At 40.1% G+C, this 14935-nt stretch carries 15 protein-coding genes; 7 read left to right on the plus strand and 8 right to left on the minus strand.

Annotated elements, in window-relative coordinates:
- The first annotated feature begins 49 nt into the window (after positions 1–49).
- The gene (locus GNP81_RS18625; protein ID WP_146864647.1) at positions 50–829 is read left to right on the plus strand and encodes a DUF547 domain-containing protein; all 780 of its coding nucleotides are present in this window, start codon (positions 50–52) and stop codon (positions 827–829) included.
- 66 nt (positions 830–895) lie between these two features.
- Here the strand turns inward: GNP81_RS18625 and djlA are convergent, their stop codons facing one another.
- The gene (gene djlA / locus GNP81_RS18630) at positions 896–1747 is read right to left on the minus strand and encodes a co-chaperone DjlA (RefSeq protein ID WP_146864649.1); all 852 of its coding nucleotides are present in this window, start codon (positions 1745–1747) and stop codon (positions 896–898) included.
- Between the two features lie 206 nt (positions 1748–1953).
- Here djlA and lptD point away from each other — a divergent pair, with 206 nt between their 5' ends.
- The 5 genes from lptD to GNP81_RS18655 all read left to right on the plus strand — a co-directional run bounded on the left by lptD (position 1954) and on the right by GNP81_RS18655 (position 8380).
- Positions 1954–4314, plus strand: a complete 2361-nt coding sequence (gene lptD / locus GNP81_RS18635) for an LPS assembly protein LptD (protein ID WP_155670812.1) — start codon at positions 1954–1956, stop codon at positions 4312–4314.
- Positions 4315–4381: 67 nt separating this feature from the next.
- Complete coding sequence (gene surA, locus GNP81_RS18640) at positions 4382–5695, plus strand: peptidylprolyl isomerase SurA (RefSeq protein WP_155674900.1); 1314 nt, start codon at positions 4382–4384, stop codon at positions 5693–5695.
- Entirely contained in the window at positions 5688–6677 is a 990-nt protein-coding gene (gene pdxA, locus GNP81_RS18645; protein WP_196587441.1) for a 4-hydroxythreonine-4-phosphate dehydrogenase PdxA, read from the plus strand. The genes surA and pdxA overlap by 8 nt, the downstream gene beginning before the upstream one ends.
- Positions 6674–7492: a 16S rRNA (adenine(1518)-N(6)/adenine(1519)-N(6))-dimethyltransferase RsmA gene (gene rsmA / locus GNP81_RS18650; protein WP_005417325.1), complete on the plus strand. Its 819-nt coding sequence runs from the start codon at positions 6674–6676 to the stop codon at positions 7490–7492. The genes pdxA and rsmA overlap by 4 nt, the downstream gene beginning before the upstream one ends.
- Positions 7493–7564: 72 nt before the next feature.
- Positions 7565–8380, plus strand: coding sequence for a symmetrical bis(5'-nucleosyl)-tetraphosphatase (locus GNP81_RS18655; RefSeq protein ID WP_155674902.1), 816 nt, complete (start codon positions 7565–7567; stop codon positions 8378–8380).
- Between the two features lie 236 nt (positions 8381–8616).
- Here the strand turns inward: GNP81_RS18655 and folA are convergent, their stop codons facing one another.
- From folA to rplU, 6 genes are all read right to left on the minus strand, one after another.
- Complete coding sequence (folA, locus tag GNP81_RS18660) at positions 8617–9096, minus strand: type 3 dihydrofolate reductase (RefSeq protein ID WP_196587442.1); 480 nt, start codon at positions 9094–9096, stop codon at positions 8617–8619.
- Positions 9097–9122: 26 nt separating this feature from the next.
- Positions 9123–9614 (minus strand): threonine/serine exporter family protein, encoded by a 492-nt coding sequence (locus tag GNP81_RS18665; RefSeq protein WP_146864657.1) that lies wholly within the window; start codon positions 9612–9614, stop codon positions 9123–9125.
- Positions 9607–10377: a threonine/serine exporter family protein gene (locus GNP81_RS18670; protein WP_041941297.1), complete on the minus strand. Its 771-nt coding sequence runs from the start codon at positions 10375–10377 to the stop codon at positions 9607–9609. Before GNP81_RS18670 ends, GNP81_RS18665 begins: the two co-directional genes overlap by 8 nt.
- Positions 10378–10509: 132 nt before the next feature.
- On the minus strand, positions 10510–11682 hold the full coding sequence (cgtA, locus tag GNP81_RS18675; RefSeq protein ID WP_005417309.1) for an Obg family GTPase CgtA: 1173 nt from the start codon (positions 11680–11682) through the stop codon (positions 10510–10512).
- A 236-nt stretch (positions 11683–11918) separates the two neighbouring features.
- Positions 11919–12176, minus strand: a complete 258-nt coding sequence (gene rpmA / locus GNP81_RS18680) for a 50S ribosomal protein L27 (protein ID WP_005417307.1) — start codon at positions 12174–12176, stop codon at positions 11919–11921.
- A gap of 17 nt (positions 12177–12193) precedes the next feature.
- Positions 12194–12505: a 50S ribosomal protein L21 gene (rplU, locus tag GNP81_RS18685; RefSeq protein ID WP_005417305.1), complete on the minus strand. Its 312-nt coding sequence runs from the start codon at positions 12503–12505 to the stop codon at positions 12194–12196.
- A 276-nt stretch (positions 12506–12781) separates the two neighbouring features.
- On the opposite strand from rplU, the gene ispB reads away from it, so the two are divergent.
- Complete coding sequence (gene ispB, locus GNP81_RS18690; protein WP_155670822.1) at positions 12782–13753, plus strand: octaprenyl diphosphate synthase; 972 nt, start codon at positions 12782–12784, stop codon at positions 13751–13753.
- 84 nt (positions 13754–13837) lie between these two features.
- Here ispB and mdh read toward each other — a convergent pair whose 3' ends face one another.
- A complete protein-coding gene (gene mdh, locus GNP81_RS18695) occupies positions 13838–14773 on the minus strand; it encodes a malate dehydrogenase (RefSeq protein WP_155670824.1) in 936 nt (311 codons plus the stop codon).
- Positions 14774–14935: the final 162 nt, after the last annotated feature.

The following is a 14935-nucleotide window of genomic DNA, read 5'->3' on the forward strand; positions in this document are numbered from 1 at the left end:
CATCTATAATCACATATAATTAAACCAAAACAAAAGTCAGGTACCTTTTATGAAAATCTTTATATCCTCGTTACTTTTGCTTTTCTCATTCAACGTATTCGCAGCACCAAAATCTGAACTCTGGGATTATTGGAATGTGAGTAATGAAAAAAACGCCACCACAATATCTCACCAATACTGGCAACAAACATTAGATAAATACCTTATGACTAAAGGGGAATTCACGCTTTTTGACTATGCTCACGTCACAGATGCCGATGAACGAACGCTCAATAGTTATTTACGTCAAATGAGTCGTATAGACCCAAGAGAATATAAAAAAACAGAGCAATACGCTTATTGGGTTAATCTTTATAACGCCCTTACGGTAAAACTAATCTTGATGGATTACCCAATTGAATCTATTACCAAGCTAGGAGGAATATTCAGCTTTGGACCTTGGGATGAAGAAGTCGTTATTGTTGCAGGAAAAGCCCTCACGCTTAATGATATTGAGCATCGAATTTTAAGACCGATTTGGAATGATCCTAGAACTCACTATGCCGTAAATTGCGCAAGTTTAGGCTGTCCGAATCTACAATCTAAAGCCTTTACTGCCAGAAACAGTGATAAATTATTAGATAAAGCAGCAAATGAATTTATTAACAGTGATAAAGGGGTTTTAATTAAGGGAGAGAATGTTCAACTCTCCTCTATTTATGATTGGTTTGCTATTGATTTTGGTAGTCAACAGCAACTATTTGAGCACCTAAAAAAATATCGCCCAGAATTAAAACCATTCAAAGGCGATATTCGTTATGACTATAACTGGAAATTAAATCAACAATAAATCTTACTTCAAATAAGTGTACTTCCTATGGGCATGATACATGCCCATATGACTTCTTTGATGGCTCTACTTAATGCCCTTTTCTTTCTTAATTAAATCGTAAGCCGCTTGAATTTCTTGTGCCTTCTCTTTGGCCATATTCATCATTTCTGGTGGTAAACCTTTTGCAACCAGCTTATCAGGGTGATGCTCATTCATTAGTTTACGGTGAGCACGCTTAATTGCTTTAGGATCTGCATCTTCACTAATACCAAGTAAATTGTATGCATCCTTTAACTGACTAGCAGAACTCGCCTGTTGCCATTGTCCTTGTTGATGTGAGCCGCCACTTTGGTGCCCAGAGAATCCACCGCCTTGTTGAAAACGAAATGCAGCTTCTTGCATTCTTAAACGTTTTTCAAGTTGCTCAGCACTGAACCCAAGCTCTTCAGCGACAATATGCAGTACATCACGCTCACTAGGGTGAATATCACCATCAGCAATCGCCGCTGCAATTTGTAATTCTAAAAAGAACTGCAATAAATCGTAACGACCGCCAGTGATTGAGCGGATATTTCTTAATGTTTCACGTAGTGGAAAATCACTTTCTTTACCTTCACGGAAAGCTTCTTGCGCTTCTCGTTTTTGTTCATCAGAAAGATTCATTCGATCCATCATCATTGATGCTAATTGGATCTCTTCACGTGTTACTTGACCTTTTGCTTTAGCAACATGGCCCATCACAGCATACGCTGCATGGAAGAACTCAGCTTGTCTCTGAGTTTGAGATGCACCACCCGTCTGGAAAGTAAATCCACTATTAGCCATACGCTTAGCTTTATCAAACTGATGGCCAATAAAGATCCCTAATGCAGCCCCAAAAAAGCCGCCAAATAGGAAACCAAAAAAACCGCCTAATATTTTGCCGAATATTTGCATTTTATATTCCAATTAATGAATTTTTCTATTTTTACTCTGTCACACCATGAGCAAATGGAGCCTTACACTTTACAATGATTAATCAATGATCGCGACATCTTAAGGTGGTTTGGGCATAGGTTTTGCTTTATTATAAAGAAGTGACTCTGTCTAGTATCTTTGAGTATATCAGCGGATTAATATAACAAACAGGAACGTCTAACTCGATGTCTTTTACTTCTCGTAGCCTACTTGCCTCATTTACTGGATGCCTTCTTTACGGCACTCCTGCCATTGCTGATAATGGTAGTGAACCTGTATCTCCAGAAAATGGCATTGTTTTTCCTCTGCAAACTGATGCAGTTAACTCTTGTGAAGTCCCTGATAAAAAATCAAAAGAGGAAGAAGATCAACAACCTGTATTAATTCAAGCAGACAGTGTTGAAGCGAGCAACAATTCAAAAGCCGTTTATAAAGGTAATGTTCATATTATTAAAGGCCGACAAGAAATTAAAGCCGATAGCATTACTTTACATCAACAAGAAAACATCGCGATTGCTGAAGGTAATGTTGATTACTCAAGCATGGAGATGCGAACCACTTCAGATAAAGTAACCACGAATTTATCCACTGAAGATACAACCATGGTAAATACGGCATATAAAATGTCGTGTCAGCCAATTCGTGGACAAGCTGGACGTGTATTAAAGACAGGTCAAGAAATTTACGAATTAGAAGACGCCTCTTTTACAACCTGTCCTGCTGATGATAATAGCTGGCGTTTTAAAGCAAGTGGTATTGAACTAGACCAATCGGATGAATGGGCTACTTTCTATAATGCTCGTTTTGAAGTACTTGATGTACCTATCTTCTACTTACCTTATGTTACTGTACCGGTTGGCGATACACGTAAAACAGGGGTACTGATCCCTAGTATTGGTCTTGATAGTAAAAATGGCTTTGAACTTTCAGTTCCTATTTACTGGAATATTGCCCCTAATTACGATGCCACCACAACCATTAACTATATGGAAAGACGTGGTACTCAACTAGAAGCTGAATTCCGATACTTAACAGACCTTGGTAAAGGCACTGTTGATGTTGAATACCTAAATGAAGATGCTAAATTCAAAGACAAAGGCTCTCGTTGGGGTGTTAGTTGGGATCATTCTGGTATTTATCAAGAACACTGGAAATTTGATGTTGAGTATTCAAAAGTAAGTGATATCGATTACTTCCAAGATCTCAACTCAAATATTGGTACTCGTGACGAAGGTCAACTGCAACAATCTGGTGAAGTTTCTTACCGTAGCCAAGATTGGGATATGACCATGCGTGTTCGTGACTTCCAAGTATTAGTTGATGATAGCTTCCCATATCGCTTAATGCCGCAGGTTGAGTTTAACTATTATGCGCCGCAGTTTTATAAAGAACTCGACTTTACGCTGCACAGTCATGCAAGTAAGTTTACGACTGAGGACCCGAGCAAACCATCAGCAACACGAGTTCATTTAGAACCTAAACTGAGTTTACCTTTAAGTTCAACTTGGTGGTCATTAACTCCTGAAGCTAGCTTACTTTACACTTATTATTCTCAAGAATTTGATGATAAATATGCAGCTTTATCTGGTTTAGCAGAACAAACTGAAAGAAGCATTCCTGAAGTTCGTATTAATGGTGCTATTTACCTAGATAGTACTCATAAATTCTTAGGTGAGTACTTACAAACCTTAGAACCAAAAGTACAGTATCTCTACGTACCCGAAGTAGATCAAAGTGAAATCTATGGTGGTCGTGGCGAAGGTGGTTACGACAGCAGTAAATTGCAGTTGGATTACTATGGTTTATTTAGAGATCGTCAATACAGTGGTGTTGATTATATTGCCTCGGCAAACCAGTTTAGTATTGGTGCAACCTCTCGCTTCTATGATGATTCGTATAAAGAGCGAATGAATATTTCGTTTGGTCAAATTTTATATCTAAATGGTTCAGGAACCATTAACGATACTAACGATAATAAGAACTCATCTGCATGGGCAATGGAGAGTGATTTTAACTACGATGATTACCTCTTTTACCACGGTGGTATTCAATACGACTCTAACGTAAGTGAACTTCAAGTCGCTAACAGCACACTTGAGTACCGTTTTTCAAAGGGTTATATCCAAGCAAACTATCGTTATGTAAGTAAGAACTACATCGAAAGTAATGTTAGCTTTGAAGATGACTTGAGTCTCATTACGCAGCACGGTATCTATCAAGCCGGTCTTTTAAGCGAATATAATCTAGGAAGAAACTGGGCTCTTAAAGGTCAATACTTCCACGATACAAAAGAAGATCAAATGATTGAAGCATTAGTAGGTGTAACTTATCTAAGCGATTGTTGGTCATTTGGGTTAACTTATAGCGACCAGTTAATTGCACCAAGTAACGACCCTGCACTACCTATTGGTTCTTATGAGCCAAAATACGAAAGTAACTTAATGCTTTCTATTGCCATTCGTGGTTTAGGTAACAATACGGGAATCACATCCGGCTCTGCGAATAACGCCTTAGATTACGGTCGCCCGTTCTACTTAAATAATTAATTATATGGAAATACATGAAAAGCCAACACTCTAAGGCTCTTCATTCTCCTTACTCTTGGATGACACTATGAAAAACTGGAAATTCCCACTGATTAGCACACTTTTATTGCTGCTAGCCATCAATGTGCATGCAGCTCCTGTAGAGCTTGATCGTGTAGTTGCGATCGTTGATGAAGGCGTGGTGCTACAAAGTGATATTGATACGTCATTAAAAACAGTAAAAATTAATGCTCAAGAAAAAGGACAACCTCTTCCTGATGAAGCGGTCCTTCGTGAACAAGTGTTAGAAAAACTGATTGTTGATACGATTCAAAGCCAGCAAGCTGAAAAAATGGGTATTCGTATTGATGATACTCGCCTTGAAGCTGCATTAAATGACATTGCAAAAGAAAACAACATGACACTGGCGCAGTTACAACAAAAAACAGCAGCTCAAGGTCTCCCTTATGCTAATTTCCGTGAACAAATTCGTAAGGAAATCGCCGCAAGTGAAGCGCGTAATGCCCAAGTCCGTCGTCGTATTAATATCCTTCCACAAGAAGTAGAGAGTCTTGCTCAACTACTTGCAGAAGAAACTCAAGCAACGGTTCAATACAAAATCAGCCACATTCAACTACGCGCTGAAGATGGCGCAACTCAAACAGATAAAGAAGCACTAGAAAAACAAGCTGAAGATCTTACAGAGCGATTAAAGCAAGGTGCTGATTTTGCGACCATGGCTTACACCTACTCTAAAGGACCAAAAGCCTTACAAGGTGGTGATTGGGGTTGGATGCGTAAAGAAGAGATGCCGACAATCTTTGCCGACCAAATTACCGGGCAAGGTAAAAACAGTATTATCGGTCCATTCCGTTCAGGTGTTGGTTTCCATATATTAAAAATTGATGATGTAAAAGGTCTTGAAACTGTTGCTGTAACAGAAGTAAATGCACGTCATATTCTAATTAAAACCTCAGTAATCATGAGTGATGAAGGTGCACAGCGTCTATTAAATACGATCATCGATGATATTAAATCAGGCAAAGAAACCTTTGCAGACATGGCACAACGTTATAGCCAAGACCCTGGCTCTGCTGCAAATGATGGCGAACTAGGTTTCCAAACACCTGATTTATACGTACCAGAATTCAAACACCAAGTTGAAACTCTACCAGTAGGTCAAATTAGCGCACCATTTAAAACGGTTCACGGCTGGCATATTGCTGAAGTATTAGAGCGTCGCCAAGTTGATAGAACTGATGCTGCGATGAAAAACAAAGCATACCGAATTCTTCTTAACCGTAAATTTAATGAAGAAGCAGGTGCATGGTTACAAGAGATCCGTGCAAGTGCTTATGTTGAAATATTACAAGATGACGATGGTGAAAATGACAATGAATAACATTAAACGCATTGCAATCACTCCAGGTGAACCATCAGGTATTGGCCCAGATCTTGTCATTGCCATTGCACAACAAGACTGGCCTCATCAACTCGTAATTTGTGGTAGTAAGCAAGTTTTAATAGAAAGAGCAGCACAACTTGGTATTCAAATTCAAATTGAAAACTATAACGCTCAGTTACCAGCAACTAACCATAAAGCTGGCACACTTCTCGTTGAAGACATTAAACTAGGATGTGATGTTATTGCTGGTGAACTTAATGAGGCAAATGGGCACTATGTGCTTGAAACATTAAGTCGTGCCGCACAAGGTAACATGGATGGTGAATTTGATGCAGTGGTTACAGGCCCTGTACATAAAGGGGTAATTAACCGAGCTGGCGTTGCTTTTAGTGGCCATACTGAATTTTTTGCAGAGCAGTCAAATACACAACAAGTTGTAATGATGCTTGCTACAGAAGGACTGCGAGTTGCGTTAGTAACGACTCACATTCCACTAGCATATGTATCAAAAGCAATTACGGCTGATCGTTTAAAACAAGTCACTCGTATTCTGCATCAAGATTTAATAACCAAGTTTGGGATTGCTAACCCATCTATTTTTGTTTGCGGATTAAATCCTCATGCAGGCGAAGATGGCTGTCTTGGTCGCGAAGAAATTGATATCATAGCGCCAGCATTAGATGAATTACGTGAGCAAGAAGGTATGAACTTAATCGGTCCATTACCCGCTGATACGTTATTTCAAGATAAATACTTACAAGAAGCAGACGCGGTACTGGCGATGTATCACGATCAAGGTCTTCCTGTGCTAAAATTTAAAGGCTTCGGAAAATCCGTAAACATTACATTAGGTTTACCATTTATCCGTACGTCCGTAGACCATGGTACTGCATTGGAATTAGCAGGTACTGGAAAAGCAGATGCAGGAAGCTTTATTACCGCACTTACCCATGCAATAGAACTGGTAGAAAATAAATGAGTACAAGAAATGATGTCCATTTAGGCCATAAAGCAAGAAAACGCTTTGGTCAAAACTTCTTAAATGACCCTTATGTGATCGATGGAATCGTATCTGCAATCAACCCTCTACCAGGCCAAAACCTTGTAGAAATTGGTCCAGGTCTTGGTGCTATCACTGAGCCTGTTGGGCGTGAAGTAGATAAATTTACGGTTATTGAACTTGACCGTGACTTAGCTGAACGTTTACGTAACCACCCTGAATTGGGCAGTAAACTAACGATTCATGAAGGCGATGCAATGCGCTTTGACTTCACTCAGCTAATCAAAGAAAACAACAAACTGCGTATTTTTGGTAATCTACCATACAATATTTCTACGCCATTGATGTTCCACCTTTTTGAATTCCATAAAGACGTACAAGACATGCACTTTATGCTACAAAAAGAAGTGGTTAATCGTCTAGCAGCAGGCCCTGGTACAAAAGCATATGGTCGTTTAACGGTTATGGCTCAATACTTCTGTAAGGTGATGCCTGTACTAGAAGTGCCACCAACAGCATTTGTTCCGCCACCGAAAGTTGATTCTGCGGTTGTTCGTCTTGTTCCTTACGAGACTCTGCCTTACCCAGCAACAAACTTAAAATGGCTAGACCGTGTATGTCGTGAAGGTTTTAACCAACGCCGTAAGACAGTTCGTAACTGTTATAAAGCATTGCTAACTAAAGAGCAGTTAGAAGAATTAGGTATTAATCCTTCTATGCGCCCTGAAAACCTAACATTAGAGCAGTTTGTTAATATGGCGAACTGGTTAGACGCAAATCATAGTGCTGAGTAAGCATTAACTGATTTCAATTGAGGTGACCTTATGGTCACCTTTTTTATATTTATCATATTTTGAGAGAATGGCATGGCAACTTACTTTGTTGGTGATATTCAAGGTTGTTTAGATGAACTGCTTTTATTATTAGAACGCGTTGAGTTTAATCGAGAAAAAGATCAACTTTGGTTAACTGGAGATTTGGTTGCAAGAGGACCTAAATCATTAGAAACTTTACGCTTTGTAAAATCATTAGGTAACGCTGCCGTCACTATTCTGGGCAACCATGATCTCCACCTACTTGCGGTATCTCAAGGAATTTCACGCGTTAAAGAAAAAGATAAAACCGCTCCTATTTTTACCGCGCCAGACAGTGAAGAACTGCTTACTTGGTTGCGCCATCAACCATTGCTAGCTGTTCATTCTGAATATGACATCGTAATGACTCACGCAGGCATTTCACCTCAATGGGACATCGCTACCGCAATAGAATCTGCTCACGAAGTGGAATCCATACTACTATCCGATAAATGGGTTTGGTTATTAGAAAACATGTATGAAAACCACCCTGACACATGGGATGCCACATTATCTGGAATAGATCGTTACCGCTATATCATTAATGCCTTTACTCGAATGCGTTTTTGTCACTCAAATGGACGCTTGGATATGGAATGCAAACTACCTCCTCAAGATATTAATAGCGATGACCTCGTGCCTTGGTTTGAATTAAAAAATCGTCTTCCCCTTTCTCACAAAGTGATTTTTGGTCATTGGGCGGCATTGATGGGGCACGAAGGAAATAACGTAATAGCACTCGATACAGGCTGTGTATGGGGGGAATATATGACGATGTATTGTGTTGATGATGGGAAGTATTTTACGCAGAAAGCGATAGAACAGTAACGAAAAGAAAGAAGCGAGAAACGAGGACGTTACGCTCGAGGGACGAGGAAGAGCAAAGAGCGAGGTTTCAGGTTTCAGGTTTCAGGTTTCAGGTTTCAGGAAAATCAAAAGCGAGTACACCTGAACCCTGCAAGCGCAGCGTCCTGAAACCTAATTTATCACAATGCTACTTATACGCACTCTTATAGTCTCTAGTCTCTAGTCTCTAGTCTCTAGTTAGCGCAGCGTGTAGCCTCTTATCTCTCAAGAACCACAAACTCCATATCATACTGATTCTTTTCATCTTTCGAATACGTTTCAGAATGAGCTTGATTCCATCCTTCCCCCCAATCAGGGAACTGCGTATCGCCATCAATATCAGCATCGATAAACGTCAGGTACAGCTTATCCGCATCAGCAAGACACGCTTGGTAAATTGAGCCACCACCAATAATCATAAGTTCTTCAATATCACCAACGGCTTGTTTAGCCTCTTCGATAGAAGTAACACAAGTTACGCCATCAATTTGTAAATTAGCATCACGGCTTAATACGATATTCAATCGACCCGGCAATGGACAACCAATCGACTCATAAGTCTTACGTCCCATGACAATAGGTTTACCCATAGTGCATTTTTTAAACCAAGCGAAATCAGCAGGTAAATGCCATGGCATCTGATTATCAATACCAATAATACGGTTCTTTGCCATTGCGGCTATCATGCTAATTTTCAAAACTATTCCTTTTATCTTATTTATTTTTACACTATCGACTTTCTACGGTAAAACAGTAACCCGGGCATAGCAAGGCCAATTGCCAATGCAGCAACCGTAAATAAGGTCTTAATTAAATTATCGATCATCATTGCCCATAATTCTGGGGAATACCCAAGGTGATTAATTTCAACAACAGCAATCATGGCTTTAAATGCAAAAACTCCTGGCACCATTGGAATTAATGCTGCAACTGTAAATACTTTTGGATGCGCTAAAAATCGATGCGACCAATGAACACCAATCATGCCGACGGTTGTTGCAGCACATAACGTCGCCCACTCCAATGGCACACCAAAGTGTAATAATAAAAAACGACTACCATGTCCAATCGCACCACCAATCGCACAGTATTTTAATGCTTTAACGGGCACATTAAATACCAAAGCAAAACCAACTGCTGGGATCATGGCAAAAAACATATCGTTTAGTAATGCGATAAATAACGCCAATCCACTACTTAGAGAAAAACTATCCATTTAACCACCCCCATGCTCCAACCAAATTCATCGCACCAACAATACCAATACTGGTTGCCAAGGTAAGTAAGGTCGCAAACGTCCAGCGAGCAGTCCCCATATTGACGTAGCCTTTAACCATATCGGCAACAGCATTAATTAATGGGAATCCGGGAACCAACATCAGAACAGACGAAGCCATTGCTAAAAAAGGAGTATTACCAATATGGTAGATAACGGCTTGAGAAGAAATAAGAGTGGTGACGAATGCAGTAACACCGAAGTTTAATAATGGATTAAAATTTCTGTGTCCAATTTCTTGGCGAACAATCATACCTAAAGCAGAAGCAATAAAAGTAACAAGAAAGACCGCCCAATCCCCACCAGCTAGGCGACTAAAACTAGCACAAGATAAACCAATCATAACCACAACTAACCAACGGTTGTATCTTTCTGGGCTCACTTTTTCTAATTTTACTGTAGCATCGTGTCTATCAAGCAATCCTTTTTCTGACATAATGCAGATCCTTTGGATCTCTGTTACGGCTCGCATATTGATTCCACGATCAGGAGCTCTGCGGGTCGTTGTCATGCAACGTTCATTAATAACCGTTGTGATGACCAATGAACTTGCAGATAAAGATACTTCAACATCATCCGCCCCTACAGCAATCCCCAAGCGTCGGCTAACATCAGATACCAAACTGCTTTCAGCCCCATGTTGTAATAACATTTGCCCTGCTTTTGCTACTAAGCGGGATATTTCTCTTTGCTTCTCATCCATGTTTATTCGCAATGATTCGTTAAATAAAAACCTATTCTAATCTTTTCAACTCAGTGTTTAATGATTTAAATAAAAAAAACCGCAACAAGTGCGGTTTTTTATCATTATTATCTGCAATGCGAACAGAACAAATTAGTCACGAACATAGATAACGTGACCGTCATCTTCTTCATCGTCCCAATCATCCCAATCGTCTTCAGTAACAACGTCTTTACCAGACATTGCATCTTTGTGGTAATCATCCCACATGAAGTCAACTTTGTTCGCAGCTTTTTCTTCTTCTGTTTGGATTTCTTTTGGTAGTGTATCCATGAAGTCAGCTAACTCATCACATAGCTCTTGAGTACCAGTACGACTTACTGCTGCAATCTTAAAGTAACGGTCTTCCCAAGCTAATGCTTCTAGGATCTCATTGATCTTCTCGTCTGCTTCTTCTTCTAATAGAAGGTCAGTTTTGTTGAACAGTAACCAACGTGGTTTACCTGCAACTTTCTCACTGTACTGCTCTAACTCATCAATGATCGTCAGGGCATTTTGTACCGGATCACTGCCATCAATTGGAAGAATATCAATTACATGAAGCAATACACGACAACGCTCAAGGTGTTTTAAGAAACGAACACCAAGACCAGCACCATCAGCAGCACCTTCAATTAGACCTGGAATATCCGCTACAACGAAACTCTTATTACCACGAGCACGTACTACACCTAAGCTAGGAATTAAGGTTGTGAATGGGTAATCCGCTACTTTTGGTTTTGCAGCAGATACCGCACGAATAAATGTAGATTTACCCGCATTTGGTAGACCAAGCATACCAACATCTGCAAGAAGAAGAAGCTCTAAACGAAGTTCACGAACTTCACCTTTTGTTCCTAATGTCTTTTGACGTGGAGCACGGTTTACAGATGATTTAAAACGCGTGTTACCTAAACCGTGCCAACCACCTTTTGCTACCATTTGCTTCATACCGTGAGTCATTAGTTCTGCAACTTTCTCACCAGTATCAATATCAATCGCACGTGTACCTACAGGTACTTTAAGCGTAATGTCTTCGCCGCGTTTACCTGTACAGTTACCACCACTACCATTTTTACCACGCTCAGCGTTATAAAAACGATTAAAACGGTAATCGATTAGTGTATTAAGGTTTTCATCAGCTTCTAGATAAACGTCGCCGCCATCACCGCCGTCACCACCATCAGGACCACCTTTGGCTACGAATTTTTCACGCCAAAAACTAACAACGCCGTTACCGCCGTCGCCTGCATCTACTTTAATTGTCGCTTCATCAACGAATTTCATTTTCTTCTCCGAGCTGTAGCGTTGGTACTTATTTTATTAATTAAGTACGGCTTCATTTACTGTAGACCAGAATGAGACCTTAAGATTGGATCGTCAATGATCTTTACGCTACGTATATATTAATATAGTCACTAGTTAAGTACTCTTATTATAGATGAAGAGTGTTTAACTGGTGACTATCCATAAATAAAAAGCCCCGCCAATTGGCAGGGCTTTAGAATTAACTTAAAAAGTTATTATTCAGCTTCGATAGAAACGAATTTACGGTTTTTAGGACCTTTAACTTCAAATTTCACTTTACCTTCAGATAGAGCGAAAAGAGTGTGGTCTTTACCGATGCCTACGTTAGTACCAGCGTGGAATTTAGTACCACGTTGACGAACGATGATGTTACCTGCAAGAACAGATTCGCCACCGAAACGCTTAACACCAAGACGTTTACTTTCTGAATCACGGCCGTTACGTGTAGAACCGCCAGCTTTTTTATGTGCCATTTGTTATTCTCCTTAGATTAAGCGCTGATGCCAGTAATTTTGACTTCAGTGAACCATTGACGGTGGCCCTGTTGCTTACGAGAATGCTTACGACGACGGAACTTAACGATTTTAACTTTATCGCCACGACCGTGCTGAACTACTTCCGCAGTTACTTTACCGCCAGCTACTAGAGGTGCACCAACAGTGATTTCTTCACCGTTAGCAATCATAAGAACGTTGTCGAACTCAACTGTTGCGCCAGTCTCAACGTCTAATTTTTCCAAACGAAGAGTTTGACCTTCGCTTACACGGTGTTGTTTACCACCAGATTGGAAAACAGCGTACATATTTTACTCCGCTACTTCCGCACTACCATATATTTTGTTTACTCAACAATTTTGGTGTGCGTTAAACTTGTCATCAATAGGGCGTGGATTCTACGCGAATCATTTCAATCTGACAACCCAAAAATGAAGAAAAATGATGAAAAGATCGCCGACATGCTCATTAAGCTATAAGGAGACAATTTTCGACTGTATTGCTAGGCCCATTTTAGTGTATTATTTAGTTAATCACTTATTATAATTTAGCCTGATTTAGGCCCTAACCTTGCTGGAAGAATAATGGATTTTAAAGCTATTCAAGCCCTAACGGCTGATGACATGGCAATCGTCAATGAGACCATCTTAGCTCAACTCAACTCAGATGTTGCGCTAATCAACCAACTTGGTTTTTACATTGTAAGCGGCGGTGGTAAACGCCTACGCCCTGTTCTTGCCATTTTATCTGCTAAAGCACTTGGATACGAAGGCAAAGACCACACAATGGCAGCTGCTTTTATTGAATTTATTCATACAGCGACCCTGTTGCACGATGATGTTGTTGATGAATCAGACATGCGCCGCGGTAAAGCAACAGCAAATGCCGAGTTCGGGAATGCAGCAAGTGTGCTTGTAGGTGATTTCATCTATACCCGCTCTTTCCAAATGATGACAAGCTTAGGATCCATAAAGATCCTTAGTTTAATGAGTGAAGCTGTAAATGTGATCGCCGAAGGTGAAGTTCTTCAATTAATGAACTGTAACGATCCTAATACGACTGAAGAAAGTTATATGCAAGTGATCTACTCTAAGACAGCTCGTTTGTTTGAGGCAGCAACGCAGATCGGGGCGATCCTAAATGACGCTCCACAAGAAATTGAAACAGCATTACAAAATTACGGAAAATATTTAGGTACCGCCTTCCAACTGATTGATGACGTCATGGATTACACCTCTGATGGTGAAGACATGGGTAAAAATGTCGGCGATGATCTTGCTGAAGGTAAACCTACACTGCCTCTATTACATGCAATGATGCACGGAAATGAAGAGCAAAGTGCAATGATCCGTGAAGCAATAGAAAATGGAAATGGTTTAGATAAACTAGATCCAATCCTTGCTTGTATGGAAGAAGTAGGCTCTCTAGAGTACACAAAACAAAAAGCAGATGAAGAAGCTGATAAAGCGATTGCCGAATTAGCTATTCTTCCTGAATCAGATTATAAAGAAGCACTGAAAGCATTAGCGCACTTAGCCGTTAAACGTAGTAAATAATCCGTTATTTTTATATTCAAACACATAAAAAGGGGCAGATAGTTAAACTATCTGCCCCTTTCTCTTTTAATTAATATCTAGTACCTATTGAACAAACTCTTCGCCAATTTTGATATCACCTCTTAGCGTATCTAGCATACTTTCTAACGCTTCTTGTTCAAATGCACTTAGCTCACCATAAGATTGAATTTCTTCAACCCCATTTTTACCAAGTAGAATTGGTTGTGCGAAGAAACGAGCATGTTCACCATTACCTTCAACATAAGCACATTCAACAACACCAGCTTCACCACTTAATGCTTTTACTAGTGACAAACCAAAACGACATGCCGCTTGGCCCATAGATAATGTTGCAGAACCACCACCCGCTTTTGCTTCAACCACTTCTGTTCCCGCATTTTGGATACGAGGAGTCAGCGCAGCCACTTCTTCCGCAGTAAACTCAACACCTTGAACTTGAGATAATAAAGGTAGAATCGTTACCCCAGAGTGACCACCAATAACAGGCACACGGATCTCGCCTGGATCTTTATCTTTCAACTCAGCTACAAACGTTTCTGAACGGATCACATCCAGTGTAGTTACACCAAATAATTTATTTTTATCGTATACGCCGGCTTTTTTAAGTACTTCCGCAGCAATCGCTACCGTTGTATTTACAGGGTTAGTAATAATACCAATACATGCTTTTGGACAAGTTACCGCAATCTTTTCAGTTAACGATTTAACAATACCGGCATTGATATTAAAAAGATCAGAACGATCCATTCCAGGTTTACGAGCTACGCCAGCTGAAATAAGTACAACATCGGCACCTTCTAGTGCAGGTGTTGGATCCTCTCCACAATATCCTTTAATTGATACTGGGGTTGGGATGTGGCTTAGATCTGCTGCTACACCCGGAGTTACAGGGGCAATATCATATAGAGCAAGATCTGAGCCTGCTGGTAAACGGTTCTTAAGAAGTAATGCTAACGCTTGTCCAATGCCGCCAGCGGCACCAATAACAGCTACTTTCATGTTCGTTCTCCTTGATATGGTAGGAATATTGTTATTATTTAAAGATTTTACTTTCAGACTGAATCTGACGTTATAGTAAGGACAATGGAAATTCAACGAAGTTTTCCTCGCTTTGCGACCTTACGCAATGACATCTGATCCGTGCTACAAATTCGTTACCAA

The organism is Aliivibrio fischeri (assembly GCF_009727955.1).
Lineage (GTDB): Bacteria > Pseudomonadota > Gammaproteobacteria > Enterobacterales > Vibrionaceae > Aliivibrio > Aliivibrio fischeri_A.

What these genes read in the sequence shown, in the direction of transcription:
- GNP81_RS18625 (WP_146864647.1), top strand. Translation starts at nt 50, where the DNA reads ATGAAAATCTTTATATCCTCGTTACTTTTGCTTTTCTCATTCAACGTA.
- djlA (WP_146864649.1), bottom strand. Translation starts at nt 1,747, where the DNA reads ATGCAAATATTCGGCAAAATATTAGGCGGTTTTTTTGGTTTCCTATTT.
- lptD (WP_155670812.1), top strand. Translation starts at nt 1,954, where the DNA reads ATGTCTTTTACTTCTCGTAGCCTACTTGCCTCATTTACTGGATGCCTT.
- surA (WP_155674900.1), top strand. Translation starts at nt 4,382, where the DNA reads ATGAAAAACTGGAAATTCCCACTGATTAGCACACTTTTATTGCTGCTA.
- pdxA (WP_196587441.1), top strand. Translation starts at nt 5,688, where the DNA reads ATGAATAACATTAAACGCATTGCAATCACTCCAGGTGAACCATCAGGT.
- rsmA (WP_005417325.1), top strand. Translation starts at nt 6,674, where the DNA reads ATGAGTACAAGAAATGATGTCCATTTAGGCCATAAAGCAAGAAAACGC.
- GNP81_RS18655 (WP_155674902.1), top strand. Translation starts at nt 7,565, where the DNA reads ATGGCAACTTACTTTGTTGGTGATATTCAAGGTTGTTTAGATGAACTG.
- GNP81_RS18665 (WP_146864657.1), bottom strand. Translation starts at nt 9,614, where the DNA reads ATGGATAGTTTTTCTCTAAGTAGTGGATTGGCGTTATTTATCGCATTA.
- GNP81_RS18670 (WP_041941297.1), bottom strand. Translation starts at nt 10,377, where the DNA reads ATGGATGAGAAGCAAAGAGAAATATCCCGCTTAGTAGCAAAAGCAGGG.
- cgtA (WP_005417309.1), bottom strand. Translation starts at nt 11,682, where the DNA reads ATGAAATTCGTTGATGAAGCGACAATTAAAGTAGATGCAGGCGACGGC.
- rpmA (WP_005417307.1), bottom strand. Translation starts at nt 12,176, where the DNA reads ATGGCACATAAAAAAGCTGGCGGTTCTACACGTAACGGCCGTGATTCA.
- rplU (WP_005417305.1), bottom strand. Translation starts at nt 12,505, where the DNA reads ATGTACGCTGTTTTCCAATCTGGTGGTAAACAACACCGTGTAAGCGAA.
- ispB (WP_155670822.1), top strand. Translation starts at nt 12,782, where the DNA reads ATGGATTTTAAAGCTATTCAAGCCCTAACGGCTGATGACATGGCAATC.
- mdh (WP_155670824.1), bottom strand. Translation starts at nt 14,773, where the DNA reads ATGAAAGTAGCTGTTATTGGTGCCGCTGGCGGCATTGGACAAGCGTTA.